This window comes from Gordonia sp. GONU, assembly GCF_024733855.1.
GTDB classification, from domain to species: Bacteria; Actinomycetota; Actinomycetes; order Mycobacteriales; family Mycobacteriaceae; genus Gordonia; species Gordonia amicalis.
Genome location: NZ_JANRHB010000038.1, coordinates 26,148 through 52,912, shown reverse-complemented (window position 1 = coordinate 52,912; position 26,765 = coordinate 26,148). Strand labels below are relative to the sequence as shown.

General features: G+C 68.7%; 27 protein-coding genes. 18 read left to right on the top strand and 9 right to left on the bottom strand.

Features of this window, described 5'->3' with window-relative positions; all coding sequences use genetic code 11:
• Positions 1-121: 121 nt before the first annotated feature.
• The 7 genes from NWF34_RS22270 to NWF34_RS22240 all read right to left on the bottom strand — a co-directional run bounded on the left by NWF34_RS22270 (position 122) and on the right by NWF34_RS22240 (position 7,317).
• A complete protein-coding gene (locus NWF34_RS22270) occupies positions 122-1,213 on the bottom strand; it encodes an LLM class flavin-dependent oxidoreductase (protein ID WP_258326087.1) in 1,092 nt (363 codons plus the stop codon).
• 119 nt (positions 1,214-1,332) lie between these two features.
• On the bottom strand, positions 1,333-1,755 hold the full coding sequence (locus NWF34_RS22265) for a nuclear transport factor 2 family protein (RefSeq protein WP_258326086.1): 423 nt from the start codon (positions 1,753-1,755) through the stop codon (positions 1,333-1,335).
• 147 nt (positions 1,756-1,902) lie between these two features.
• A complete protein-coding gene (locus NWF34_RS22260) occupies positions 1,903-2,634 on the bottom strand; it encodes an SDR family NAD(P)-dependent oxidoreductase (RefSeq protein ID WP_258326085.1) in 732 nt (243 codons plus the stop codon).
• Positions 2,631-3,431: an alpha/beta fold hydrolase gene (locus tag NWF34_RS22255; RefSeq protein WP_258326084.1), complete on the bottom strand. Its 801-nt coding sequence runs from the start codon at positions 3,429-3,431 to the stop codon at positions 2,631-2,633. The genes NWF34_RS22260 and NWF34_RS22255 overlap by 4 nt, the downstream gene beginning before the upstream one ends.
• Entirely contained in the window at positions 3,412-4,590 is a 1,179-nt protein-coding gene (locus tag NWF34_RS22250) for an LLM class flavin-dependent oxidoreductase (RefSeq protein WP_258326083.1), read from the bottom strand. Before NWF34_RS22250 ends, NWF34_RS22255 begins: the two co-directional genes overlap by 20 nt.
• Before the next feature lie 10 nt (positions 4,591-4,600).
• Positions 4,601-6,286: a long-chain-fatty-acid--CoA ligase gene (locus tag NWF34_RS22245; protein ID WP_258326082.1), complete on the bottom strand. Its 1,686-nt coding sequence runs from the start codon at positions 6,284-6,286 to the stop codon at positions 4,601-4,603.
• Positions 6,283-7,317, bottom strand: coding sequence for an LLM class flavin-dependent oxidoreductase (locus tag NWF34_RS22240; protein WP_258326081.1), 1,035 nt, complete (start codon positions 7,315-7,317; stop codon positions 6,283-6,285). Before NWF34_RS22240 ends, NWF34_RS22245 begins: the two co-directional genes overlap by 4 nt.
• Positions 7,318-7,544: 227 nt before the next feature.
• On the opposite strand from NWF34_RS22240, the gene NWF34_RS22235 reads away from it, so the two are divergent.
• The 14 genes from NWF34_RS22235 to groL all read left to right on the top strand — a co-directional run bounded on the left by NWF34_RS22235 (position 7,545) and on the right by groL (position 21,052).
• Entirely contained in the window at positions 7,545-7,907 is a 363-nt protein-coding gene (locus NWF34_RS22235; RefSeq protein WP_258326089.1) for a hypothetical protein, read from the top strand.
• A complete protein-coding gene (locus NWF34_RS22230; RefSeq protein ID WP_258326080.1) occupies positions 7,904-8,917 on the top strand; it encodes a hypothetical protein in 1,014 nt (337 codons plus the stop codon). Before NWF34_RS22235 ends, NWF34_RS22230 begins: the two co-directional genes overlap by 4 nt.
• On the top strand, positions 8,914-9,174 hold the full coding sequence (locus tag NWF34_RS22225; RefSeq protein ID WP_258326079.1) for a hypothetical protein: 261 nt from the start codon (positions 8,914-8,916) through the stop codon (positions 9,172-9,174). Before NWF34_RS22230 ends, NWF34_RS22225 begins: the two co-directional genes overlap by 4 nt.
• Positions 9,175-9,184: 10 nt before the next feature.
• Complete coding sequence (locus tag NWF34_RS22220; protein WP_258326078.1) at positions 9,185-10,174, top strand: dienelactone hydrolase family protein; 990 nt, start codon at positions 9,185-9,187, stop codon at positions 10,172-10,174.
• Positions 10,175-10,228: 54 nt separating this feature from the next.
• Entirely contained in the window at positions 10,229-12,091 is a 1,863-nt protein-coding gene (gene glmS, locus NWF34_RS22215; RefSeq protein ID WP_024500316.1) for a glutamine--fructose-6-phosphate transaminase (isomerizing), read from the top strand.
• Positions 12,092-12,101: 10 nt separating this feature from the next.
• The gene (locus NWF34_RS22210; protein ID WP_258326077.1) at positions 12,102-13,568 is read left to right on the top strand and encodes an NAD(P)H-hydrate dehydratase; all 1,467 of its coding nucleotides are present in this window, start codon (positions 12,102-12,104) and stop codon (positions 13,566-13,568) included.
• Between the two features lie 136 nt (positions 13,569-13,704).
• Entirely contained in the window at positions 13,705-14,862 is a 1,158-nt protein-coding gene (gene alr, locus NWF34_RS22205) for an alanine racemase (RefSeq protein WP_258326076.1), read from the top strand.
• Positions 14,859-16,001: an alpha/beta fold hydrolase gene (locus tag NWF34_RS22200; protein WP_258326075.1), complete on the top strand. Its 1,143-nt coding sequence runs from the start codon at positions 14,859-14,861 to the stop codon at positions 15,999-16,001. The genes alr and NWF34_RS22200 overlap by 4 nt, the downstream gene beginning before the upstream one ends.
• On the top strand, positions 15,998-16,531 hold the full coding sequence (gene tsaE, locus NWF34_RS22195) for a tRNA (adenosine(37)-N6)-threonylcarbamoyltransferase complex ATPase subunit type 1 TsaE (protein ID WP_258326074.1): 534 nt from the start codon (positions 15,998-16,000) through the stop codon (positions 16,529-16,531). Before NWF34_RS22200 ends, tsaE begins: the two co-directional genes overlap by 4 nt.
• Positions 16,528-17,253, top strand: a complete 726-nt coding sequence (gene tsaB, locus NWF34_RS22190; RefSeq protein ID WP_258326073.1) for a tRNA (adenosine(37)-N6)-threonylcarbamoyltransferase complex dimerization subunit type 1 TsaB — start codon at positions 16,528-16,530, stop codon at positions 17,251-17,253. Before tsaE ends, tsaB begins: the two co-directional genes overlap by 4 nt.
• Entirely contained in the window at positions 17,250-17,759 is a 510-nt protein-coding gene (gene rimI, locus NWF34_RS22185) for a ribosomal protein S18-alanine N-acetyltransferase (protein WP_258326072.1), read from the top strand. The genes tsaB and rimI overlap by 4 nt, the downstream gene beginning before the upstream one ends.
• A complete protein-coding gene (tsaD, locus tag NWF34_RS22180) occupies positions 17,756-18,802 on the top strand; it encodes a tRNA (adenosine(37)-N6)-threonylcarbamoyltransferase complex transferase subunit TsaD (RefSeq protein ID WP_024500323.1) in 1,047 nt (348 codons plus the stop codon). Before rimI ends, tsaD begins: the two co-directional genes overlap by 4 nt.
• A gap of 213 nt (positions 18,803-19,015) precedes the next feature.
• Positions 19,016-19,315: a co-chaperone GroES gene (groES, locus tag NWF34_RS22175; protein WP_004019185.1), complete on the top strand. Its 300-nt coding sequence runs from the start codon at positions 19,016-19,018 to the stop codon at positions 19,313-19,315.
• Between the two features lie 120 nt (positions 19,316-19,435).
• Positions 19,436-21,052, top strand: coding sequence for a chaperonin GroEL (groL, locus tag NWF34_RS22170; protein WP_159406094.1), 1,617 nt, complete (start codon positions 19,436-19,438; stop codon positions 21,050-21,052).
• Between the two features lie 145 nt (positions 21,053-21,197).
• Here the strand turns inward: groL and NWF34_RS22165 are convergent, their stop codons facing one another.
• Entirely contained in the window at positions 21,198-21,494 is a 297-nt protein-coding gene (locus tag NWF34_RS22165) for a WhiB family transcriptional regulator (protein ID WP_258326071.1), read from the bottom strand.
• Between the two features lie 417 nt (positions 21,495-21,911).
• On the opposite strand from NWF34_RS22165, the gene NWF34_RS22160 reads away from it, so the two are divergent.
• From NWF34_RS22160 to NWF34_RS22150, 3 genes are all read left to right on the top strand, one after another.
• Positions 21,912-22,802, top strand: coding sequence for a hypothetical protein (locus NWF34_RS22160; RefSeq protein WP_258326070.1), 891 nt, complete (start codon positions 21,912-21,914; stop codon positions 22,800-22,802).
• A gap of 120 nt (positions 22,803-22,922) precedes the next feature.
• Positions 22,923-23,510: a sigma-70 family RNA polymerase sigma factor gene (locus NWF34_RS22155; RefSeq protein WP_191834878.1), complete on the top strand. Its 588-nt coding sequence runs from the start codon at positions 22,923-22,925 to the stop codon at positions 23,508-23,510.
• On the top strand, positions 23,494-24,576 hold the full coding sequence (locus NWF34_RS22150; RefSeq protein ID WP_258326069.1) for an anti-sigma-D factor RsdA: 1,083 nt from the start codon (positions 23,494-23,496) through the stop codon (positions 24,574-24,576). Before NWF34_RS22155 ends, NWF34_RS22150 begins: the two co-directional genes overlap by 17 nt.
• 102 nt (positions 24,577-24,678) lie before the next feature.
• Here NWF34_RS22150 and NWF34_RS22145 read toward each other — a convergent pair whose 3' ends face one another.
• Positions 24,679-25,068 (bottom strand): DUF5319 domain-containing protein, encoded by a 390-nt coding sequence (locus NWF34_RS22145; protein WP_006434467.1) that lies wholly within the window; start codon positions 25,066-25,068, stop codon positions 24,679-24,681.
• Between the two features lie 180 nt (positions 25,069-25,248).
• Between NWF34_RS22145 and guaB the strand changes: the two genes are divergently transcribed.
• On the top strand, positions 25,249-26,760 hold the full coding sequence (gene guaB / locus NWF34_RS22140) for an IMP dehydrogenase (RefSeq protein ID WP_024500326.1): 1,512 nt from the start codon (positions 25,249-25,251) through the stop codon (positions 26,758-26,760).
• Positions 26,761-26,765 lie beyond the last annotated feature (5 nt).

Below are 26,765 nucleotides of genomic sequence, written 5' to 3'. Positions count from 1 at the left end.
GAACTCGTGGGCCACCTGGTCGATGACGGTTTCGCTCATCGATCCTCCTGGAGATGCGTGAGAGGTTTGGGGTCGCTGCGACGCCGGAGAGGACCGGCGCCGCAGCGACGTTCGGATGGCCTCAGACCCCGGCGGGCGTCTTGGCCTTCATCTTGTGGACCGCGGGGACGACCTTCTCGCCGAAGAGCTTCAGGCTCTGCTCGGCGGCGTCGAAGGGGAGACCGCCGAAGGCGAAGGCCGCGTTGGGCAGGAAGTCGCCGATGAGCTCGTGGCGGTAGGCGTACTTCTCGATGCACTGCTCCGGTGTGCCGTAGATGTTCGCCTCGACGTAGGCGTCGGCAGCGGCCTCCATGCCGGCCTCGCGGATCATGTCCGCGCCCGCCTGGTAGGTCTCGTAGCCCTTGGTCTCACGCCAGTGCTTGCCGGCGAAGTCGTAGTGCTTGATGACCGACAGGAAGTACCGGTTGATGTGCTCGTAGGCCAGGCGACGGGCCTCCTCCTCGTCCTCGTGACAGATGACGAAGTCCTGGATGACCGGCGGGCCGGGCTCGGTGCCCTGGGCATCGCGGAACATCTGCTTCCAGCCGTTGATGGCCTCGGCATGCTGCTCGAACGGGAACTGCATGAAGGTCATCATCTGGACACCGAGGTCGGCGACCACCGGCACCGAGTCGGGTGACATCGCGGCTGCGAAAAGCCTTCCGTCCCAGGAGGTGTTCGGATTGGGGGCGGGACGCAGCGCGATCTCCTTCTGCGGATACATCGGGCCGTCGCCGGAGACGACGCCGGTGCGCAGTCCGCGCAGCACCATCTCGGCGGCCTCGTTGAAGCGGGGACGCGCCTCGTCCATCGGGATTCCGAAAGCCTCGTACTCCATCTTCGCCAGACCGCGTCCCATGCCGAGAAGCACACGCCCGCCGGATATCTGGTCCAGCATGATGGCCTTCTCCACGACGCGCAGCGGATCGTTCCACGGCAGGATCGTGGCGCCGATGCCGAGCTTGACCTTCGAGGTCCGGCCGGCGAGGTAGGACAGGATCGCGAAGTTGTCCGGGCACATCGAGTAGTCGTCGAAGTGGTGCTCCGCCGACCAGACCGAGTCGAAACCGGCCTTCTCGGCCAGTACGCCGAGCTCGAGGTCGCGCAGGAAGACCTCTTCGTCGCTCACGTTCTCGTGGTAGTTCTGGAAGACGAGAAGTACGCCGACATCCATTGCATTGACTCCTTGATCACAGGGGTTGGGGTACTGGGTATCTCGAAAGATCGGTGTCTCTCGAGGGGAATGGCCGCCGGCGGCGGGATGGGGGCTGGGGACCGCCGGCGACCGGGGGCTCAGCCGAGGAAGACCGCGCGGGTGTGCTCGGTGTCGAGGAATTCCTTGACCTCGTGGATCTTTCCGTCGCGGACCACGAAGACGAAGTGGTAGAGGTTGTTGTAGACCTTGCCGTTGTTCATCTCCGAGTACGACTCGGTCTCGACCGCGACGCGTTCTCCCTCGGCGGTGAAGGCGAGCGGGGTGAGGGCGATGGCACCGGTCTTGGTGGTGGCGGAGAGACCGGCCAGCATTTCGCCGAATGCCTCTTTGTCCTTGGTCCCGGAGATGCCCTCTATCTCTCCGCCCACCCACCAGGTGGCCGTCGGCGCCAGGTAGGACAGGATGGCGTCCACGTCGCCGCGGGAGAACACCTCCATGAATTCCGCGACCAGAGCTTTGTTCTGCTGCTCCGTGCTGACGTTTGCCGTACTGGTTGACACCGATTGGCCTCCTTCTGATCGCCCCCCGGGGGAAGGCGAGAAACTGTGTGCAACAACGACGTTATGGGTCGATGTGGCGTGAGTCACCCTTGCGTTTCGCGTCTCTTGTGGGTTGTCACAACGGGTTGCCGGTGTCGCGAGCCCACGTCACCGGCCGCCGCCGCTGAAGGTGTTCATCAGTCCGCCGTCGACGGGCACGATGGCGCCGTACATGTAGGTGGACAACGCGACATCGACGATGACCTGCGCGATCTCCTCCGGCCGGCCGGTACGTCCGGCCGGGATGGACGAGACGACGCGTGCCCGGGCCCGGTCGCTGAGCCCCGAGGTCATGTCGGTATCCACAAAACCGGGGATGACCAGGTTGACCCGGATGTCGCGTGGGGCGAGTTCCGCGGCCAGGACCTGGGTCAGACCGCTGAGACCGGCCTTGGCCGAGCCATACGCGACGTCGCCCGGGAATCCCCGGAAGCCGACCACCGCACCGACATTCACGATCGACGAGCCCGGTTCGAGGATCGGGACCGTGGCCTTGCACATCTCGAAGGCGCCGGTGAGGTTGGTGGTCAGCACAAGGTCCCAGTCCTCGCGACTCAGATCGTCGACGCGTCCACCGCGGTGCACGCCGGCGACGTTGATCAGTCCGTGCGCAGTGCCGTACTCCTCCTTGACCGTGGCCAGTGCGCCGGCCACCGAGGAAGAATCGGTGATGTCGGTCTTCAGTTCCAGGACCTGAGCCGGTCTGGTGAACGGCGTGGTCGACACGCCGCGCGCCAGGGACACGACCGAATCGCCTCGGGCTGTGAGGTTCTCGACGACTGCCCGGCCGATGCCGCGCGATCCGCCGGTGACGATCCAGACCCGGGGTCGGGTGCTCATGACTTCAGGAAGCCGGTCAGTTCGGCGAGGTAGCGGTCCCGGTCCTCGAGGAACGGGGCGTGACCGCAGGCGTCGAACGGGACGAGACGAGCGCGCGAGTTGAGTTCGAGGACGGCCTCGGCCCCGGCGAAGGGGACGAAGGCGTCGTCGCGGCCGTGCAGGAGCAGGATCGGGATGTCGAGCCCGCCGAGTTCCTTGCGCAGGTCGGTTCGGGCGAGGTCGCGCAGTGAGTCGTCGCCGATGGGTCCCATCTCCATGAACATCCCCCAGATCCAGTCCAGGACATCGGAACTCGGGGGCGTCGCGCACACCGCCGCGGCCACCCCGCGGAAGGTGTCGGCGCGGTTGGCGGCGGCGCCGGCGAGCACACCCTCGACGTCGTCGGTGGAGCCGCCGTAGGGCCAGTCGTCGGTCGCGGTGTAGCGCGGCGACGCACCACCGGTCAGGACCAGGCCGCCGGCACGCGAGCCGAGTGCGGCGGCGGCAGCCGTGGCGACCGCTCCGCCCAGGGACCAGCCGTTGATGACCGGGGACGACAGGCCGAGGTGTTCGACCACCTTGACCACGTCGTCGGCGAGCGCCGCGATCGTCACATCCTCGAAGTCCTTGTCGGAGCGGCCACAGGCGCGCAGATCGACGAGGACGACCTCGTGGCCCGCGGCCTTGAGCGCGGGAGCGGTCGTGTCCCAGCAGCGGGTGTTGGCGCCCCACCCGTGGATCAGCACGATGGGACGCTCGTCCCCGCGGTGGTGCTCGAAGTAGATCCGGCGATCGTTCTCAACCGCGAGATAGCTCATGGACTTCTCCTTCATCGTCGAACTCGATTTCGAAAAACTTGTCGGCCTGGGTGGCGGGTTCCTCGTTCCGCAGGGCGCGGGGGACCAGCGGTGGGGCGTCGGCGAAATGCGGCATGACATGGTCGGCGAGCAGTTCCATCGACCGCACGACGTCCTCGTGTGCCATGCCGCCGAACCGCATCCAGCAGATGAGATGGTCGAGACCCGTTTCCTCGCGGAGGATCTCGATGTCGCGGATGAGCCCGTCGGGATCGCCGACGTAGCAGATCCCGCCCTCACGCAGGCCGGTCAGTGACATCGCACCCTCCGCGGCGGCCTCTGCCAGCGCGGCGTATCGCTCGTAGCCCGCGGGTGTCGCGGCGCCCTGAGGAACGGCGGACATGACGTTGTCGAAGTACCACTCGAGGCTCGGTCGTGCCCGTCGGACGGCCAGGGCGTCGTCCTCGGCCAGATGGATCTGCCAGTTCATCGGGAAGTCGAGGGACAGCGGATCGCGACCCCGATGCATCAGCGTGCGTTTGGCGCCGACGACGAACCCGTTGAGTTCGGGCAGTGTCATCAGGGTCGGCGTGACGAGCATGTTGTGGCCGTGATCGGCGACCAGGTCGAAGGTCTCGGGACTGATCGACGCCACGTAGATCGGGGGTGTCGGTCGCTGCAGTGGCGTCGGTCGGCAGTCCACGCCGTCGATGTGGAAGTGCTTGCCGTGGAACGTGTACGGCTCACCGATGGCCTTGGTCCACAGACCCGTGACGATCTGGAACGCCTCGTCGAAGACCTCGCGGCTGACGTCCTGCTTGTCGGCCACGCCCATCGCACGGAACTCGTGGGGCTGGTAGCCGCGTCCGACACCGAAGTCGAGTCGGCCACCGGAGATCACGTCGACCATCGCGAAGTCCTCGGCGATCCGGACCGGCCACGCGAGGGTCAGGTTGCTGACCGCGATCCCGATGCGCATCCGGGAGGTGCGGGACGCGATGGCGGCCGCCGCGACCTGCGGTGACGGCATCGACCCGTAGGCGCTGCCGTGGTGTTCGGCGAGCCAGACCCCCTCGAATCCGAGACGTTCGGCGATCTCGACCTGCGAGAGCATCTCCTCGTAGGCCCGCCGAAAGTCCCGGTCCGGGCTCTCCAACACGTAGAACAGGCTGAACTTCACAAGGTCGACGTTAGGAATCGCCGTGCGTCACCGGAACCGGAGAATCCGCGGCGGTTGTGGGTTCCCACAAGTCGGGTGTGCCGGCGGCCCGCTCACGGAGGGTCCGTTTGTCGAGTTTTCCCACGCTGGTTCGCGGGAGATGGTCGACGATCACGATCTTCTCGGGCATCCACCAGCGCGGCACACGGTCGGCGAGCTCCGCCGCGACCTCGTCGACGTCGAGGCCGTCGTCGCCGACGATGTAGGCGACCGGGCGCTCCTGCCAGCGCGGATGCGGTACGGAGACCACCGCCGCCGCGTGGACGGCCGGATGCTCGACGAGCGCCTCCTCGAGGGCCACGGAGCTGATCCACTCGCCGCCGCTCTTGATGAGGTCCTTGCTGCGGTCGACGATGGTGAGATAGCCGTGTTCGTCGATGACCCCGATGTCGCCCGTGCGCAACCAGCCGTCGTCGAACCTGTCCGGATGGTCGGCCCGGTAATAGCGGGTGGCGACCCACGGGCCGCGGATCAGGACCTCGCCACGGCTGATCCCGTCGTGGGGCATGACCCGACCGTCCTCGTCGACGAGCTTCCACTGCAGGCCGGGCAGGAGCCTCCCCTGCTTGCGGATGTACGCCCAGCGGCGTTCCGCGTCATCGTCGGTCGACGCCGGGGGGCGGGAGAACGTCGCCATCGGCGAGATCTCGGTCATGCCCCAGCCCTGGAAGACCGGGACCCCGAGCTGTTCGAGGTCGCGGATCAGGCCGAGCGTCGGTGTCGAACCGCCCAGGACCAGCGCGCGGAGACTGCTCAGGTCGGTGCCCGCATCCCGCGCATGAGCGAGCATGTCCACTGCGACGGTCGGCACCATCCCGGTGTAGGTCACCTGCTCGTCGGCGATGATGCCGGCGATCTGGGCCGGTGTGGGGTGTGGTCCGGGCAGGATCTGTGACGCCCCGGACATCAACGCCGCGAACGGAACTCCCCAGGCGTTGGCGTGGAACATCGGGACCACGAGCAGGACGCGGTCCCGCTCGGAGATCGCATGTCCGTCGGCCAGGCAGGCGGCCATCGTGTGCAGATAGAGGGATTTGTGGGAATATCCAACGCCCTTCGGGGCCCCGGTCGTGCCCGAGGTGTAGCAGAGGACGGCCAGGTCGTCGTCCGCGCGGGCGACCGGTCTCGCGAGAGGTTCCGCCGCGGCGATCATCGAGTCGAGCGAGGTCGCCGCGATCGCGGAATCGGCACCAGAGGGGTCGACATCGACGTCGATCGGCACGACCGGCATGTCCGGGCGTTGCGCGCGAGCGGTGGTGAGCAGGTGTTCCAGCGACGGGTCGGCGAAGATCATCGCATCGTCGGCGTGATCGACGATGTAGGCGATCTCGTCGGGCGCGAGTCGGATGTTGATCGTGTGCAGCACCGCGCCGGCGAGCGGCACCGCGAGATACAGCTCCAGGTGCCGACGGTGGTTCCAGGCCAGTGTGCCGACCCGGTCACCCGGACGTATGCCGCTCGCGATGAGGGCCGAAGCGAGCCGCAGAACGCGGTCGGCGTAGTCGCGATAGGTGTACCGGAAGACCTCGGCGCCGTCGACGTGATCGATGATCTCCTTGTCGCCGAACATGTCTCGCGCCCGGAACAGGAAGTCGGTGATCAGGAGGGGGTGTGCCGACGGCGGCGAGGGGGGTGCAGAGGATGGGCCCTGGTTCATGCAGGGACCTCCACCGACGATCGCGCGGCCAGTCGGGCTCTGACCCCGGGTACGACCGTGCCGGCGAGCAGCTCGATGCGGGCGCTGCCGCTGTCGATGGACTCGCCGGGCAGCTGCGCCCAGAAGTGCACGTCCTCGATCTGCGGCGTTGCGGTCAGCAACGTGGTGAGTTCGTCGACGGCGGTGGCCGGGTCCCACAGGGTGAACGAGCCGGCATCGACGAGCTGATCGGGTTCGGTGAACTGCGGGATGGGACCGAACGCGCCCATCTCGATGTACTTGTTGATCTGGTAGAGCGCGTGGGCGCCGATGCGCGACCACTCCCGCTCGGGATCGTCGGCGATGATGGTCCACTGCCCGGCGAAGATCCGGCCGTCGTCACGGGACCGGCCGAGTCGTTCGAGCGCGTCCAGGTAGGACGCGTGGTGTGCGTTCTGGGTGCTCAGGAAACCGTCACCGATGCGTGCGGCTCGTTCGATCGCCGGATCGGCCATCGCGCCGACCAGGATGTCGGGGGTCGTCTCCGGCGTGGGCGTGACGGGCAGCGCGGGTTTGCGCAGGCGCTTGCCGTCGAATGGTTCGGCCGACCCGGACCAGCATCGACGCACGATCTCCACACCTTCCTCGAGCAGACTCGGCCGGTTGATCAGTCGCCGTCCGAAAGCCTCGAACTCCGGCTCCCAATATCCCTGCCCGACACCGAGCGAGAAACGTCCGCCGGTCAGCAGGGACAGCGTGGCGGAGTCCTCGGCGAGCCGGATCGGGTTGTGCAGCGGCGACACGACGAGGTTGGTGCCGATCCTCATCGTCGTCGTCCGGTCGCCGATGGCGGAGGCGAGGAGGAACGGCGAGGGTGTGTAGCCGTCTTCCATGAAATGGTGCTCGGTCAGCCAGACGGAGTCGATCCCGATCGACTCCGCCCAGACGATCTGATCGAGCGTCGCTCGATAGAAGTCGCCGAAACCGCGCGAGTTCCCGGGCGGGTTGCGGAAGTCGTACCAGAGCCCGAAGCTGACGTCCGACGTACTCATTGCATGGTCCTTTCGCCGACGGTGTGGTCGGTGTCACTCTGGGCGATGGATGTGACGACGGGAAGGGCCCATCGAGGGGGTCATTGTCGGAAATCCCAAGGTTCGCGGATGCCGACCCAGGGGATGGAACCGGCAGCGTCCCGTGGGCGTCCAACAGATGGCGTGTTCCGGGCGGAGACGGCGAGCGCGCGGGATGGGTACCATCAGGCATCGTCAGGGGGGTGGGCATGGACAGCGCGGGGTCGAACCGGATCGCGATGGACGTCGAGCAGGTGTCCGCGGTCGCAGGCTATTACCGGCGTTCGTCCCTGGTTCTGAACGCGGTCGCCGACGACCTGGCCACGCACGACTTCGGCCGGTGGGCGCGCACCGATGCGGACCCCGGCCCGGCGTCGTCGCTGGGTCCGTCCGCCGCGACCTACGCCGAGATGAGTGCCACGCTCTCCGTCCGACTCCGCACGCAATCACGAGCTGCGGCCGTTCTCGCCGACACCCTGCGGAACTCCGCGATCATCATGGCCGCGGGCGACGCGCACGCCGCGGACGAGATCACCCGTGCGACACCGGGGTCGGGGGCGACGACGGGATGAGGCGGGGTGCGGATTCGCTGGCCACGCTGCGGAAGGACGCGCAGGACGGTACCGGGGCGCTGACCGAGTTGCTGGCGGTCGGAAGGCTGATGGGTGTACCGGTTCCCGACGACGTGACCATCCGTGCCGGGCTCCGTGCGGTGGACGACTTCGACATCGCGGCGCTCGCGGCGGACAGTCGGGTGCTGGTCTCCGCTCATCGAGCCGTGTCCGATCAGCTGCATCACCTGCCCGAGCAGCGGGTCCGGCTCGACGACGGCTGGCACGGCGAGTCCGCGTCGTTCGCGATCGAGACCGTCGTCGACCACCAGCGACGAGCCGAATCCGACCTCTATCTGCTGCACACGATCACCGACGCCACCTCCGCGGCCGCATCGGGGATCGACCGTCTGTTGCGCTCCTTCTACCTGGCCCTCGCCCGTCTGTCGGCACCGAATCCCGCGGGAACCCCACCTGCCGAGCTCCCACAGGCCGTGCTCTCCGGACGTGTCCCGCTCGATGTCGCGGTCGAGGACATCCGGTCGCGCGTGGCACTGTTCACCACCTCCGTCGACGCGACACTGCGCGGGATCGCCGGAATCCTCGACATCCTGAACCGGTCCCTCGACGGGATCGACGACGATCCCTATCCCGTCGAACCCGAGCGCGTCGAACCCGAGACCCGGCCCGTCGCGCGTGCTGCCGAGCCGGTCCGGCCCCAACCGGCTCCTACCGAGCCGCCCCTTCCGCCGACCGAGACGGTGCTACCTGTGCGCGAGTCCGACGAGGGGGACATCCCGTTCCGGTTGAGCGGCTCGTCGGCCGCGGAACCCGAAGTCGCGCAGGGAGTTCCCGGGGCCGAGCCGGCTGCTTTCGAGAGCAGGCCGGCGGCCGGTCCCGGACAGCAGACGCCGACCCCGACCCACATCGTCGCCGACACCCGCAGCGGCCGCACATCTCCGGCCGCCGGCGGGGCGTCGAGCTCACCCGAGCGATCGACCGGAGATCTGGCCCTGGCGGGTGACCAGTGAGTCTCGCCGATCAGATCGAAGCGCTGGCACGCGCTGCCACCGCCGAGGTCGCCGATGCCTCACACCGTTTCTCCGCGGCACAGCGCGATCTCGAGATCGCGATGACCGACCACCGGCGCACCGCCGAGCAGTCGGCGGCGCAACGGCTTCGTGCCGAACTGGAGCACCAGGCCGACGCCGCCGACGCATTGCCCGGCATCATGCTGCCCGCCGACATGGCCGACGCCAGTCCGCATCTGCCGCCGCCGAACGCATAGGCTGTCAGCTGTGCCAGGCAAGAAGCGTCCGAAACCATCGCAGTCGCCCGCGAAGCTGATGACCGCGCTCGGCCGTCGGGGCCCGAATCGCGTTCTCCACGGCGATCTCGGGATCGTCGGTACCCGCGGCGAGGTGTTCACCCCTGCGAGCGGGGAACGACTGCCCGCCATCGCCTTCGGGCACGGTTGGCTGTCCTCGCCGAGCCGCTACCGCGACCTGTGCCAGCACCTGGCGTCGTGGGGCATCGTGGTGGCGGTCCCGGCCGGTCAGCTGGGGGTACTGGTGTCCGACGACGCGATGGCCGCGGAGCTGCGTTCGGCCTTGTCGATCGTGACCCGGGTCCGGCTGGGCTTCGGCGAGATCACCGTCGACCCCGCGAAGGTGGGCTTCGCCGGTCACGGTTTCGGGGCCTCCGCCGCCGTCATCGCTGCGTCGGAGGGCATCCTGCACGGCCAGCGGCAGCCCGACGTCCGGGGTGTGGTCGCGCTCTTCCCGGCGCCGACCACCGCCGGGCTCCTGCCCGCGGCACGTCGCGTGACCGCGCCGGGGCTCATCGTCTCCTCGATCGGCGAACTCGACACCATCGACGGCAACGCGCTACCGCTCGCGCAGGCGTATGGCGCCGACCACACATCAGATGATGAGCGCCGTGTGGTGCTGCGCACGCCGCCCGGAGCGACGTCGCGGGGCCTCGTCGAACATCGCACGATCGGCGCGCTGTGGGGGAGCAACGGGGCCGACAAGAAGACGCACGGCGCCGTGCGTGCGCTGACCACCGGATTTTTGCTCCACACGCTCACCCAAGACCCCGAGTACCAGGCGTTTTCCGATCCCGACACCGTCCTCGGCAAGGTCCCGGCCGTTGACCTCGACGACCCGCCGGAGGTTCAGGACCGAATCGCCAAACTCCTCGGCGCCAAGGAACGCAGGCGTCGTCGCGCCGCGTCTCCGGTGCCCGCCGCGGCCCCGAACGTCGTGGTCCCCAAGACCCTGGAGTGACGCCCCCGCGCGCGAGCGCATCGTCCGCACCGCGCGCAGGTACGCTGACTAGCTATGTGTGGAATCGTCGGATACGTGGGGCGCCGCGATGCCCTGGACATCGTCGTCGAGGCATTGCGACGGATGGAGTACCGCGGGTACGACTCGGCGGGTGTCGCCATTCTCGACGGCGCCGGTAACACCGCGATCCAGAAGAAGGCGCTCCGCATGGAGAACCTGGAGAAGCAGATCGCGACCGTCGGCCGGGAGTCGCTGTCGGGGACCACGGGCATGGGGCACACCCGGTGGGCCACGCACGGCAAGCCGACCGACCGCAATGCGCATCCGCACGCGAGTGACGACGGCAAGATCGCGGTCGTCCACAACGGCATCATCGAGAACTACGCCGAGCTGCGGGCCGAGCTGGAAGAAGACGGCGTCGAGTTCGGCTCGGAAACCGACACCGAGACCGCCGTCCACCTGGTCTCCAAGTACTACGCCCTCGGCCCGACCGCTGGCGACTTCGTGGCCAGCGCCTATGCCGCGCTGCGCCGGCTCGAAGGTGCGTTCACCCTCGTGTTCACCCACGCCGACCATCCCGACACCATCGTGGCGGCACGCCGGTCGACCCCGCTCGTGGTGGGTGTCGGGCAGGGCGAGATGTTCGTCGGATCCGACGTGACCGCGTTCATCGAGCACACCCGCGAGGCCGTGGAGCTCGGCCAGGACGAGGTCGTCGTGATCACCGCCGACACCTACACGATCACCGACTTCGACCGGAATGAGCGCGCGGGCAAGCCGTTCCACATCGACTGGGATCTCGCGGCGGCCGAGAAGGGCGGCTACGACTTCTTCATGCTGAAGGAGATCGCCGAGCAGCCGCGCGCGATCGCCGACACCCTGCTCGGACACCTGCAGAACGGGCGCATCGTGCTCGACGAGCAGCGACTGACCGACGACGACCTGCGCGACGTCGACAAGGTCTTCGTCGTCGCCTGCGGCACGGCCTACCACGCCGGACTGCTGGCCAAGTACGCGATCGAGCACTGGACGCGTCTGCCGGTCGAGATCGAGCTGGCGAGCGAGTTCCGCTACCGCGACCCGGTCCTCGACCGGTCGACGCTGGTCGTGGCGATCTCCCAGTCGGGCGAAACCGCCGACACGCTCGAGGCTGTCCGGCACGCCAAGGATCAGAAGGCACGAGTCCTCGCCATCTGCAACACCAACGGTGCGCAGATCCCGCGCGAATCCGACGCGGTGCTGTACACCCACGCCGGTCCGGAGATCGGTGTCGCTTCCACCAAGTGCTTCCTCGCGCAAATCGTCGCGGCCTATCTGGTGGGTCTGGCGCTCGCGCAGGCCCGCGGCACCAAGTACGCCGACGAGGTGGCCCGCGAGTTCGCGGCCATCGAGGCGATGGCCGACTCGGTCGCCGAGGTCCTCGAGACCATGGAGCCGGTGCGCGAGCTCGCGCAGTCGCTGGCCCACCACAACACGGTGCTGTTCATCGGCCGTCACGTCGGCTATCCGGTGGCCCTCGAAGGTGCGCTCAAGCTCAAGGAGCTCGCGTACATGCACGCCGAGGGCTTCGCCGCCGGTGAACTCAAGCACGGGCCCATCGCGCTGATCGAGGACGGTCTGCCCGTCATCACCGTCATGCCGTCCGCGGACGGTCGCGCGGTGCTGCACTCGAAGATGGTCAGCAACATCCGCGAGATCCAGGCCCGCGGTGCGCGCACGATCGTCATCGCCGAATCCGACGACGCCGCCGCCCGCGCGGTCGCCGACGAGTTCATCCCGATCCCGAAGACGCCGACGCTCCTGCAGCCGCTGGTCTCCACGGTGCCGCTGCAGGTGTTCGCCGCCAGCGTCGCCCAGGCGCGCGGTTACGACGTCGACAAACCGCGCAACCTGGCCAAGTCGGTGACCGTCGAGTAGACCGGTCCCGATGTCGACCCGGTACCTGACCGCCGACGAGGTCCGCGACGCCGAGCGGGCGTCGGGGGACCTCCTCGCCAACGGAACGCTGATGCGCCGCGCCGCGCACGGCGTCGCGCAGGCCGTCGTGGGGGAGCTGAACCGTACGGGCGGATGCTACGGGCGGACGGTAGGAGTGGTCGTCGGGGCGGGTGACAACGGCGGCGACGCCCTCTTCGCCGCCGCCGAACTCGCCCGCCGCGGAGCAGCCGCCCATGCGGTGCTGCTGGCACCCGACAAGGCGCACCCGGCCGGGCTACGGGCGTTCCGGTCGGCCGGCGGGCGTGTCGTCGACTCATTGCCGGGGCATCCCGACGTCGTCATCGACGGTGTCGTGGGCATCGGCGGCCGCGGACCGCTGCGCCCCGCCGCGGCGGCGGTCTTCGCCGGTCTCGGTGCCGAGACCACGGTCGTGGCAGTCGATCTGCCGTCCGGTGTCGACGCCGACACCGGCGAGGTCCACACCCCGTCCGTCCGCGCCGATGTCACCGTCACCTTCGGCTTCCCCCGGCGCGCACACCTTCTCGCCGCGCCCCGGTGTGGTCGCGTGATCGTCGTCGACATCGGCATCGGTGACCCTACGGAACCGGCTGCGCAGCAACTCATCTCGTACTCCGACGAGGAGATCGACTGGCCGGTGCCGGGACCTGCCGACGACAAGTACACCCAGGGCGTGGTCGGGGTCATCGCCGGCTCGCACCGCTATCCGGGCGCGGCGATCCTGGCCTCCGGGGCCGCGGTGGCCGCGACCTCGGGCATGACGCGGTATGTCGGATCCGCTCACGCCGAAGTCGTTTCGCACTTCCCCGAGGTGATCGCCGCTCCGGACCTCGCCGACGCCGGCCGCGTCCAGGCCTGGGTGGCCGGTCCGGGAATGGGCACCGACGCCGCCGCGACGGCGACGCTGCGCACCGTCCTCGACTCCGATCTGCCGGTTCTCGTCGACGCCGATGCGCTCACCATCATCTCGACCGATCCCGCACTCGTCGACGGCCGTCGGGCGCCTACGCTTCTGACCCCCCATGCCGGCGAGTTCGCGAGGCTGACCGGGACCGAGGTGGACGCCGATCGGGTGTCCGCGGTCGCCGACCTCGCCGCCCGGTGGGGTGTCACGGTGCTGCTGAAGGGCCGGATCACGCTGATCGCCGACCCGTCGGGAAGGGTCGTCGGAAACGACGCCGGGGCGTCGTGGGCCGCGACCGCCGGCGCGGGCGACGTGCTGGCCGGGATCGCCGGCTCACTGCTCGCGGCGGGTCGGTCACCACAGGAGGCGGGTGCTGCGGCGGCCCGCGTCCACGCCCATGCTGCCCTGCTGGCGAGTCGGGGAGCCCCGATCGGCGCCTCCGCGCTGCTCGCGGCCCTGCGACCGGCGATCCGCGAGTTCGCCACACGACGAGCAGGAGCGGAGCCGCCGACGCCGTCACGCGCATCATCGTGACGTCCACCCAACCGTGTCCCCGTTGCGCCCGCATCGGTGTGATTCCTCATAGGCGGCCCGGTGAAACGGCTGGTCACGGCGCTCGGCAGGTCGCCGCGCAGAAATCGTTCGCGACGATCTGGGAGAATGGTCGGCGATGACTTCCCCTGCTCTGACCGCGACCGTCGACCTCGGCGCCATCGCGCACAACCTCGACGTGTTGCGTACGACCTCGAATGCTGCCGTGATGGCTGTCGTGAAGGCCGACGCCTACGGTCACGGCGCCGTGCCGGTCGCGCGGACCACACTGGCCGCGGGCGCCGCCGAGCTGGGCGTCGCGCACATCACCGAGGCCCGCGCCTTGCGTGCCGCCGGGATCGACGCCCCGATCACCGCCTGGTTGCACACCCCGGCCGCGGACTTCGAGGGCGCGGTCACCGACCACATCGAGATCGCCCTGTCCTCGTCCACCCAGCTCGACGCCGTGGTCGCGGCCGCCCGTGCCACCGGCGTCGCGGCGAGTGTCACGGTGAAGGTGGACACCGGACTCAACCGGAGCGGCGTCGCGGCCGACGAGTGGGACGACTTCGCCGTGAAGATCGCGAAAGTGCACGCCGAGGGAGCCGTCACCGTCCGCGCGGTGATGTGTCACCTCGCCCGCGGTGACGAACCCGACCATCCACTCAACAGCGAACAGGCCGCCCGGCTCGACGCCGCAGCCGCCGACCTCGCTCGCCTCGGCGCGGCGCCCGAGATCATCCACATGGCGAATTCACCTGCGGCACTGACTCGTCCGGATCTGGCGCGTGACATGGTCCGGCCCGGGATCGCGCTCTACGGTCGTACCCCGGTCCCCGAGCGCGGCGACTTCGGGCTCATCCCGGCGATGACGCTGTCGGCGCAGGTCGCCCTGGTCAAGCGCGTCGCCGCCGGGGAGGGCGTCTCCTACAGCCAGACCTGGATCGCACCGCACGACACCGTCGTCGCGGTGATCCCCGCGGGTTACGCCGACGGGGTCCCGCGCCTGCTGTCGGGACGGCTTCGCGTACGGATCGGTGACCGGCTCTTCGGCGGGGTCGGCCGGATCTGCATGGATCAGCTGGTCGTCGAGCTCGGACCCGACGCGGCCGGGGTGCGGGAGGGCGACGAGGTCGAACTCTTCGGCACCGGGGCCCGCGGGGGCGTCACCGCCAAGGACTGGGCCGACGCCATCGGCACCATCGACTACGAGATCGTCTCCCAGATCGGCAGCCGCGTGGTCCGGCGCTACGTGAACACGAGCCCGGCTCGCGGTGACGCGGTGGCCGACGAGTGAGCGGGGTGAGTGTGGTGGACGATTCCGAACGCGTCGGACTGCTCGCCGGGCTGGCCGGTGTCGCGGCACTGGGCGGTATGGCGGCGGTCGGCGCTGCGCGCAACATCGCGCGCAAGAGCGTCGTCGGCAAGTCCGATCCCCACGCCGACATCGACCTCACCAGGTTGTACGACGAGCAGGCGCGGACGGTGACCACCGACGACGGCCTCGACCTCGCGGTCCGGACCGTCGACCTCGGTGACGTTCCCGACGGCACACCTCCCGAGCTCACCATCGTCTTCGTACACGGATTCAGCCTGCGGCTGGCGAGCTGGCACTTCCAGCGTGACCAACTCGCGGCGGAGTGGGCCGACCGCAACTACCGTTTCGTCTTCTACGACCACCGCGGACACGGCGAGAGCGATCCCGCGCCGGTGGAGACCTGCACGATCGCCCAGCTCGCCGACGACGCCGCGGCCGTGATCCGTTCCACGGTGACCGCCGGACCCGTTGTCGTGGTGGGCCATTCGATGGGCGGCATGACGGTGATGGGGCTGGCCCGTCGTCATCCGGCCCTGTTCTCGTCGACGGGCCCGGTTGCCGGCGTGGGTCTGGTCGCGACCGCCTCGCGTGGTCTCACCGAGGCGGGACTCGGTGAGGGACTGGGTAATCCGGTGGTCGACGCTTTCCGCCTCAGCGTGCGACGCGCGCCGCGCCTGGTCCAGGCGGGTCGTGGCCTGACCCGCCAAGCCCTCGAACCCGTGCTCGTCGCGGCCAGCTTCGGGCCGGCGTTCTTCAGCCCGGCACTCGGTAGTGCCGTGGAGAAGATGATCCAGAGCACGCCGATCGAGACCATCGTGAACTTCCTGCACGCCTTGGAGATCCACGACGAGTCGACGGCACTGCCGGTGCTGGCGCAGGTGCCCACCACCGTCGTGTGCGGCGACAAGGACCGGCTGACACCGCTGCCGAACTCGGTGCGAATGTTCTCCCAGCTCGGTCCGGATTCCCGTCTCGTGGTGGTCAAGGGGGCCGGCCACATGGTCCAGATGGAGGAACCCCAGATGGTCAGCGACGCGATCGTCGATCTCGTGGACCGCGCCCGGATCGCCCGGCCGGCGCCCCGTCGGCGCTGGTGGAAGATGCTGGGGAAGGCATGAGCCCAGAGAGATCGCACACCGACGGAATCCACCCGACACCGGTCACCGACCGCACCGGAACCCGTGAGCTGCCCGAGGTCGCCGACACCGAGGCGTTCGGCGCCGAACTCGCGACCGTGTTGTCCGCCGGGGACCTCGTGATCCTCGACGGCCCGCTCGGTGCGGGCAAGACGGCCCTGGCCCGCGGAATCGGCGCGGGTCTGGGGGTCGAGGGCCGGGTCACCTCGCCGACCTTCATCATCGCGCGCGAGCACCGACCGGGCCGACCCGACGGCCCGGCGATGGTCCATGTCGACGCCTACCGGCTCGGCCTGGCCGGCAGCGACGAGGCCGGTGGACCGGCACGAGGCGGCCTGGACGAACTCGACGCCCTGGACCTGGACACCGAACTGACCGATGCGGTCGTCGTGGTCGAATGGGGTGAGGGGGTCGCCGAGCGGCTGGCACAGCGATACCTGGTCGTGCGGTTGCGTCGCGACGTGGACACCGATGTGCGACACGTGGAATGGAAGTGGGTGACCGAAGAATGAGTTCGGCTGAACGGGGTGTCGACGCGGCGCGGACGGTGCTCGCGATCGACACCGCGACCGACTCGGTGGTCACCGGCGTCGTCGAGACGATCGGCGGTGTGCGCGTGCTCGCCGAACGCGTGGTCACCGACCACCGCCGGCACGCAGAGCTGCTGACCACTCTCATCGCGGAATGCCTTGCCGAATCCGGGATCTCCCGCGACGCCCTCTCCGCGGTGGTTGTCGGATGTGGTCCCGGACCGTTCACCGGCCTGCGTGTGGGTATGGCCACCGGCGCGGCGTTCGCCGACGCACTCGGCATTCCCGCACACGGCGTGTGTTCGCTGGACGCGCTCGCACTCGAGACGACTCCGCCGGCCGGGCGTCCCGACGTCCTCGTCGTTACCGACGCCCGGCGCCGCGAGGTGTACTGGGCGCTGTACCGCGACGGGGCGCGGGTCCGCGGACCTGAGGTGTCCGCACCGGCGACGGTCGCCGAGGAGCTGGCCCCGGTGTTCAGCACCGGCGAGGTCGGTGCGGTGTCCGGGTCGGCGTCGCATCTGGAGCTGGTCGGCTGGACGGAGACGACCCCGCAGGTGACCGTGCCGTCGGCCCGGGGGCTCGTCGCGGCTGCCGCGTCGGCAATCGAGGCCGGCGTGGTGCCGGAACCACTTGTGCCGCTGTATCTCCGACGCCCCGACGCGGTCGAGCAGAAGGCCAGGAAGCTGGGAGCCGCGCGGTGACCGCCCCCGAACTGATCATCGACGCGCTGACCTACGGCGACATCCCGCACTGCGCGGCGCTGGAGAAGCAGATGTTCGCCGAGGACTCGCCCTGGCCGGCCTCGGCGTTCCGGGCCGAACTGAACGCGCCGTACAACACCTACTTCGCGGCGCGGGAACGTGCGGCCGGTGAGGTCATCGGCTACGCCGGGATCTCCACACTCGGTCAGCCGGATGCCTACGAATGCGAGATCCACACGATCGCAGTCGATCCCGCCCACCGGGGGCGGGGAATCGGCAAGGCGTTGCTGGAGGCGATGCTGACGGTGGCCGACGCCGTCGACGCCCCGGTCTTCCTCGAGGTCCGCACCGACAACGACGTCGCGATCACCCTGTACTCCCGGCACGGCTTCAGTACCGCCGGCTTCCGCCGCAATTACTACCAGCCGTCCGGCGCGGATGCATACACGATGTTGCGGGCCCCGAGTTCGGGACGGCCGCTCGATCCCGAGGAGGGCCCGGCGTGATCGTCATGGGCATCGAGAGTTCCTGCGACGAGACCGGGGTCGGCATCGTGCGCTGGACGCCGGCCGACGGTGACACACCCGGCCATGCGACGCTGCTCGCGGACGAGGTCGCCTCGAGCGTCGACGAACACGCCCGGTTCGGCGGCGTCGTCCCCGAGATCGCCTCACGCGCGCACCTCGAGGCCATCGTGCCGACGATGCGCCGCGCCCGCGAGGCCGCCGGCATCGACCGGCCCGACGCCATCGCGGTCACCATCGGACCCGGACTGGCCGGTGCGCTGCTCGTCGGCGTCGCGGCCGCCAAGGCGTATGCGCTGGCCTGGGACGTACCGCTGTACGCGATGAATCACCTCGGCGGACATGTCGCCGTGGACACGCTGGAGCACGGACCGATGCCCGAGTGCGTCGCCCTCCTCGTGTCGGGCGGACACACACACCTGCTGCACGTCACCGATCTCGCGGAGCCCATCGTCGAGCTCGGCACCACCGTCGACGACGCGGCAGGGGAGGCCTTCGACAAGATCGCCCGACTGCTGGACCTCGGGTTCCCCGGCGGCCCGGCCCTCGACCACGCTGCGCGCGACGGCGATCCGAAGGCCATCGCGTTCCCTCGCGGGATGACCGGGCCACGCGATGCCCGCCATGATTTCTCCTTCAGCGGTCTCAAGACCGCGGTCGCGCGCTACGTGGAGAAATGTGAGCGCGACGGGGTGGCGGTTCCGGTGGCCGACGTCGCGGCGTCGTTCCAGGAGGCCGTCGCCGACGTCCTCACCATGAAGGCCGTCCGCGCGTGCGGTGATCTGGGTGTCGACACCCTCGTCCTCGGTGGCGGTGCCACCGCCAACTCGCGGATCCGGTCGCTCGCCGAGGAGCGCTGTGCGGCCGCCGGCATCACGCTGCGCGTGCCGAAACCGAGACTGTGCACCGACAACGGCGTCATGATCGCGACCCTGGGCGCACATGTGATCGCCGGCGGCGCGGCGCCGTCGCCGCTCACGGTGGCTTCCGATCCGGCGATGTCGGTACGGGTCAGTCAGCTCTGAGGTCCGCATCGAGGCTCTGGCGCTTCCTGAGCTGCGATCGCGGGGAGCGAAACTCCGGCATTTTGCACCCACCACCCTTGAGTGCTGGCACTCGCACGTATAGAGTGCTAGCTGGCGCTGAACGAAGCCTCGGACACCCGCGACGACGAGGTTTTGTCCCAGGGCCATGAACGTGCAGATTCTTTCTCAGTACGAAAGTTGAGGACTCACATCGTGGCGAGCGTGAACATCAAGCCGCTTGAGGACAAGATCCTGGTGCAGGCCGTCGAGGCCGAGACGACCACCGCCTCGGGCCTGGTCATCCCGGACTCCGCCAAGGAGAAGCCGCAGGAAGGCACCGTCATCGCCGTCGGCGAGGGTCGGGTCACCGAGCAGGGCAACCGCGTCCCCGTGGACGTCAAGGAAGGTGACACCGTCATCTACAGCAAGTACGGCGGCACCGAGATCAAGTACGCCGGCGAGGAGTACCTGATCCTGTCGGCGCGCGACGTCCTCGCCGTCATCGGCAAGTAGGACTCGGGCTCTACAGACCCCGCGAGTCGTTCGCGATTCGACGCACCGCCCCGGCTCCCCGTGCAGGGGTACCGGGGCGGTGTGCGTTGTCTCGTCCGACTCCCGCGAAGAAAGAGATTCATGGCCAAGCAGATTGAATTCAACGAAACCGCGCGGCGGGCGCTCGAACGAGGCATCGACCAGCTCGCCGACACCGTGAAGGTCACCCTCGGCCCGCGCGGCCGGCACGTGGTCCTCGCCAAGGCATTCGGTGGACCGAGTGTCACCAACGACGGTGTCACCATCGCCCGCGACATCGACCTCGAGGACCCCTTCGAGAACCTCGGTGCCCAGCTGGTCAAGTCGGTGGCGACCAAGACCAACGACGTCGCAGGTGACGGCACCACCACCGCAACGGTTCTCGCGCAGGCGATGGTCAAGGCCGGTCTGCGCAACGTCGCCGCCGGTGCCAACCCGATCGCACTCGGACAGGGCATCAGCAAGGCCGCCGACGCGCTGAGCGAAGCACTGCTGGCCGCCGCGACCCCGGTCGCCGGCGAGCAGTCCATCGCCCAGATCGCCACCGTCTCCTCTCGCGACGAGGAGATCGGCGAGATGGTCGGCAAGGCGATGTCCGTGGTCGGTGCCGATGGCGTCGTCACCGTCGAAGAGGGCTCGGGGCTGCAGACCGAACTCGAGATCACCGAGGGCGTGCAGTTCGACAAGGGCTTTCTCTCGCCGTACTTCGTCACCGACGTCGACAGCCAGGAAGCGGTCCTCGAGGATGCGCTCGTGCTGCTGTACCGCGACAAGATCAGCTCGCTGCCGGAGTTCCTGCCGCTGCTGGAGAAGGTCGTCGAGGCGGGCAAGTCGCTGCTGATCGTCGCCGAGGACGTCGAGGGCGAGCCGTTGTCGACCCTGGTCGTGAACTCGATCCGCAAGACCATCCGAGCCGTCGCGGTGAAGTCGCCGTTCTTCGGTGACCGCCGCAAGGCGTTCATGGAGGACCTGGCGGTCGTCACCGGCGGCACCGTGGTCACCTCGGATGTGGGCCTGAGCCTGTCGACCGTGGGCCTCGAGGTCCTCGGCTCGGCACGTCGTGTCGTCGTCACCAAGGACGCCACCACCATCGTCGAGGGTGCGGGTACCAAGGAGGCCATCGCCGGCCGCGCCGCGCAGTTGCGTCGTGAGATCGAGGAGTCGGACTCCGACTGGGACAAGGAGAAGCTCTCCGAGCGTCTGGCCAAGCTGGCCGGCGGCGTCGCCGTCATCCGTGTCGGTGCGGCCACCGAGACCTCGCTCAAGGAGCGCAAGCACCGCGTCGAGGATGCCGTCGCCGCAGCCAAGGCCGCGGTCGAGGAGGGCATCATCCCCGGCGGTGGTTCGGCGATCGTGCAGGCATCGAAGGTGCTCGACGAGCTCGCCGCCTCGCTGACCGACGACGAGGCGCTGGGCGTCCGCGTGGTGCGGGATGCTGCCAAGGCGCCGCTGTACTGGATCGCCTCCAACGCCGGTCTCGACGGCGCCGTGGTGGTCGACAAGGTGTCCAACCTCGGCAAGAACGAGGGCTTCAACGCCGCGAGCCTCACCTACGGGGACCTCGTCGGCGAGGGCATCATCGATCCGGTGAAGGTGACCCGTTCCGCGGTCGTCAACGCCGCGTCGGTCGCCCGCATGGTGCTCACCACGGAGACCGCGGTCACCGATCGACCCGCCGAGGAGCCCGCCGGCCACGCCGGACACGGTCACTCGCACTGATCGAGCGGTAGTACACCGGTCGAGCGGCGATACACACGCAGGAGCCGGGCATCCTCCGAGGATGTCCGGCTCCTGTGTCGTTTGCGTGGTGTCCGCAGGGCCCTGTTCGCCGTCCGGTCGTCGTCCGTCGGCGGCTACGGACTGCTCAGCTCGCCATGCGGCGACCGGCGCCGCGCTTCATCAGCATGCTGCGTTCGGACTCCGAGAGTCCGCCCCAGATCCCGTAGGGCTCGGCCACTGCCAGCGCGTGCTCGCGGCACTGGGCGATGACGGGGCACTGGTGGCACAGCTCCTTCGCCCGACGTTCACGCTGGGCGCGCGCACGGCCACGTTCACCGTCAGGATGGAAGAACATCGACGAGTCGACGCCGCGGCAGAGGCCGGACATCTGCCAGTCCCAGATATCTGCGTTGGGGCCGGGGAGATGATTGGGCTGAGGCATGGCAGCTACTCCTTGTCTAGGGCCGCACCGAGGTGCTCGGTCGAGAAACGTCGATTTCCTGCAACGCTTGCGCTCACATTAAGCGGCCCTGAGAAATGGCGTCAATACCGTCGAAATCAGACATCGGGGCAGTGAAAGTCTCCTAAATGTTAACGGCGGGTTAGATGAACGGATGGTGCTAGCACAGCGGGGTCGAGGGGTTGTCACGCCCTCTGATCGGGCGAAGGTAATGGGCGCGGACCTGCGTAGATGGAAAGGTCAATACTTTCCGCGACGAGTGAACACGACCTGATCATCGAACGACGGCCATGTCAACGGTTAACACCGAGGAAATCTGGTTATTATCCGCTGGTGATCTGCTCGCAGGATTAACGTTGGGAATCGTTCGTTAAATTCATGCAAACCAAAAGAGAAGTAGTGATCAAGACCACTTCACGGGGCCTCGACAAGGCTCCTGAACTGCGTTGGGAGGCCGCAGTGGAGGCGGGAGGCCGCGGTGAGTACGCCGCGGCGCTCACCATGCTGGCGCGGTTGGACGAGGACGTGAGGTCCACACAGGGGTCGACGCCCCGCGGACCCGCCGCCGCGTTGCTGTCGCTGTGCCGGAGCACGACGGCCTCGCTGTTGCGGCAGGGCGGACGCCACGATCTCGCGCTGGGACTCGACGGGGTCGCCTTCGCTATGGTCGCGGGTGTCCATCCGGTCGCGGACGATCCGGGACGGGATGATCCGGGACGGATCGACCCGGTACGGGCCGCACGGGCGGATGCTCTCATCGGACTGGCTGCAGACAATCTCGGTCTCCTTCGTTTCCGGGCGTCGGCGCGACTGCTCGGCCGTGCGCGGAAGCAGCTCTCCGGGCCGGGCGGGCCCGGCCCGGAGAGATGGGCCTCATCGGAAGCCGTGGACTGGCTCACCCATGGCCGATGCCGGCTGCGCTGGGAATGGGTCAGTGCCGAACTCGGGCTGTACTCCGGAGACGTCGCCGCGGGGCTGGCTCATGCAGAGGCTGCCGACCGGCTCGTCCGTCATCTGGCCGACACCTCGGACGTGCCGGCGCGGCATCGCGTGAAGACCTCTCTCATCCACGCGGCCGCCCTCGCCGGGGCGGGGAATTCCGAGGCGTCGGCCGCGCAGGCCCGTCGCGTCGTCGTCGACGCAGGTGAACACGGTTTGTTGCCCCTGGAATGGGCGGCGTCGAGCCTGCTCATCGGCGCGGGCGTGGCGTCGGCGTCGGAAGAGGAGAGGTGTCGAGACCTGCGCGCCACGCTGAGCGGCAAGGGCATGGCACTGACGCCAACGGAGTGATGGCTAAGGTGTTTGAGGGTCTGCCTCGCGCGTTGCGGTGACGTTCAGGGGTGTCGCGGCCCGTAACAGGACCGCCTCACGACGGTCAACCGATCTGTAACACGGGGATTCCTACGCGCGATGAAGCTGTCAGGTGGTGAGTTGGACGACGCTGTCCGGGCCGCGGGCCAGGGCGATCGTGCAGCTCTCACCTCTGTCCTCGAAAGCGTGCAGGAACCGATCCTGCGCTATTGCCGAGGGCGAATCGGAGTAGGAGAACGTCATCTGTTCTCCGCAGACGACATCGCGCAGGAGGCTTTGATGGCGGTGATGACCGCGCTGCCCCGTTATCGGGACCAGGGCAAGCCGTTCATGGCCTTCGTCTACGGCATCACGTCACACAAGGTCGCCGATGCCATGCGGGTGGCCGCCCGGGTCAAGTCCGATCCGGTGGAGGATGTGCCCGAGGTGGGTCATGTGACCGGCGGACCGGAGCAGTCCGCTCTCGACGCCGACGGCAGTAGGCGGATGCGCGCGTTACTGGACATACTCCCGGAGAAGCAGCGTGAGGTGCTGGTACTCCGGCTGGTCGTCGGCATGTCGGCCGAGGAGACGGCCCAGATGATCGGGAGCACCGCGGGTGCGGTTCGAGTGGCCCAACACCGGGCGCTGGCGAAGCTGAAAGACGAGTTGAAACGGACAGGAGGTCACGATGAGCGGGGAGTCTGACTGGCGCGATCGTCGCTTTGTCCACGGACGCGAACATCTCGGCCGTCCGGGTCAGCCGTCGAGCCGGGGTCGGGGACCGGGCCCGAGCGGCCCGTCCACCGGAGGTCCCGCCACCGGAGGACCCGCAACCGGCGGTGACGCTCTCGAGCACGAAGCGGGCGCAATCGGTGCGGAATCACTGGACTTCGCCGAGGTCGGTTTCGACGAGAACTTCCTCGACGCGCTTTCCCACGATGTGCCCGTCCCCACGCGTGACAGCACCGAATATCAACTCGCAGAACTTCTCTCGGGGTGGCGCAACGAGGTCGTGTCGACCCCGGTGCCGCAGCTGGTGTCCGTCGACGACGTCGAGCGCGCGATCGCGAGCACCGAACGCGCGAGTCGTGGCCGCCGCATGGTGCGCCACCTGCGCGTGGTGTCCGGCGCGGCCGCGATCGTCATCGTGGCAGCGGCCGGCCTGACCGTCCTGTCCGAGGGCTCGCAACCGGGCGACCCGCTGTGGGGCGTCAAGCAGGTCGTGTTCGCCGAGGCGGCGTCGGAGACCCAGGCCGCCCACGATGTGCGCGCGGACCTCGAACGTGCCGAGGCGGCGATCGCCGCAGGCGACACGCAGGCGGCCGCGAGCTTCATCGCGAAGGCCCAGAGCAGCATGGGGCCGATGCGCGACAAGGACAGCCGGGAGGAGATGTCGGACTGGATGAATCGGCTCCGCGCCGGGGTCGGCCTGCCGCCGACCCGGGATGCGACGTCGTCGGCCGGTCAGTCGGAATCAGCGGCGACCGAACCCGGTGCACCCACCACCAATCCGGACGTGCGCAACCGGACCGACCAGAGGTCGCCCTCCGACAGTTCCGTGACCACGACACCGACGACCGAGGTGCCCCCTCCCGCGGAGGAGCCCGGTCAGACCGAGGAGCCGTCACAGTCGGCCCCGCCGAGCGAGCCGACCACCGGGCCCACCGAACCCACGACGAGTTCCTCGGTGTCGCGTACACCCGCCGACTTCCCCGCCTTCCCGTGGACACCGCCGCCCGGCGTCGACGCGTCGGACGGACGGCCCCGCTAGACCCGCACGAACAACCTCAGACGACTGCGCCCGTACCGATCTCGGTACGGGCGCAGTCGTCTGAGGGGGAGATGTCGGTCTGGTGGGCGGTGGCCCCTGGTATCAGCGGCCTTCGTCGAAATGGTTGCGGGCGTCGGCGTAGCCGCGGCAGTAGTCCCAGGTGACGTAGGCGTCGGGACGCGGGTCGACGGCCGGCTCGTGCGGCCGGACGGTCCCGTCGATGAGCAGCTGGATCAGGTTGGCCCGGAGCATGTCCCAGTCGTGGTAATGGTCCTCGTGGCAGTCGTCGCAGACGACGACGAGACCGCGGACGCCGCGGTGTGCGAGCAGCGCCTCGTAGACCGCGAGATCGGCCAGGTCCTCCTCGACCGCCAGCCGCTCGTTTTCGTCCAGAGGGATGCCCGGTTCCACACTGTCCAGTGCGGAAGCGGGATCGCTCGGGTCGTCGGCGAACGGATCCGGCGGGAGGCCGGGTGGCAGGTGGTCACGCACACCACCACCGTAGCCGATCCGGGCGCTGTTCCGCCGCAGCCCTCCAAAGGTATTCCGAAGGTATCCGGGCCCGTGCCGGGGAGGTTTCCGAACGAGGCAACACGGGGTCCCGGACGTCTCACCGGCACCGGAGTGCACGTGTGACGATCGCCGCATCGGTCGACTCGATACGATGGACCGATGACGCATGTTCGCACCGGTGGAGACGATCCCGGCAAGGTCGCAATGCTCGGCCTGACCTTCGACGACGTCCTGTTGCTGCCCTCGGCCTCGGACGTGATCCCCAGTGAGGTCGACACCTCCTCGCGAGTGACCAAGAACGTGACGCTGCGCGTGCCGCTGGTGAGCTCGGCGATGGACACCGTCACCGAGTCTCGCATGGCCATCGCGATGGCGCGCGCCGGCGGCATGGGCGTGCTGCACCGCAACCTGTCCATCGAAGCGCAGGCCGCCCAGGTGGAGACGGTCAAGCGGTCCGAGGCCGGCATGGTCACCGATCCGGTCACCTGCACGCCGTCGCACACCCTCGCCGAGGTCGACGCGATGTGCGCGCGGTACCGGATCTCCGGATTGCCCGTCGTCGACGACAAGGGTGAGCTCGTCGGCATCATCACCAACCGCGACATGCGCTTCGAGGTCGACCAGAACCGTCCGGTCGCAGAGGTCATGACCAAGGCGCCGCTCATCACGGCGCAGGAGGGCGTGTCCGCCGAGGCCGCGCTCGGGCTGTTGCGTCGCAACAAGATCGAGAAGCTGCCGATCGTGGACGGCAACGGTCGACTCACCGGTCTCATCACCGTCAAGGACTTCGTCAAGACCGAACAGCATCCGAATGCCACCAAGGACTCCGACGGTCGTCTCCTCGTCGGCGCCGCGGTGGGTACCGGTGGGCCGCAGTGGGACCGCGCGATGGCGCTGGCCGACGCGGGCGTGGACGTGATCGTCGTCGACACCGCCCACGCGCACAATCGCCTCGTGCTCGACATGGTCGCCAAGCTGAAGGCGGAGGTCGGCGATCGTGTCGACGTCGTCGGCGGAAACGTCGCGACCCGCGAGGCCGCCCAAGCGCTCATCGACGCCGGCGCGGATGCGGTCAAGGTCGGCGTCGGACCGGGCTCGATCTGCACCACCCGTGTGGTGGCGGGCGTGGGTGCCCCGCAGATCACCGCGATTCTCGAGGCGGTTGCCGTGTGCCAGAAGGCCGGTGTGCCGGTCATCGCCGACGGCGGTCTGCAGTATTCGGGCGACATCGCGAAGGCGCTCGCCGCCGGTGCGTCGACCGCGATGCTCGGCTCGCTGCTCGCCGGCACCGCCGAGGCACCGGGCGAACTCGTCCTGGTCAACGGCAAGCAGTTCAAGAGCTACCGCGGCATGGGTTCACTCGGCGCGATGCAGGGCCGCGGCCAGGCCAAGTCGTACTCGAAGGACCGCTACTTCCAGGACGACGTCCTCAAGGAGGAGAAGCTCGTCCCCGAGGGCATCGAGGGGCGCGTGCCGTTCCGCGGGCCGCTGGCACAGGTGATCCACCAGCTCGTCGGTGGCCTGCGTGCCGCGATGGGCTACACCGGTTCGTCGTCGATCACCGATCTCCAGACCGCACGTTTCGTCCAGATCACCGCGGCCGGGCTCAAGGAGTCGCATCCCCACGACATCACCCTCACCTCCGAAGCGCCCAACTACTATTCCCGCTGACATCC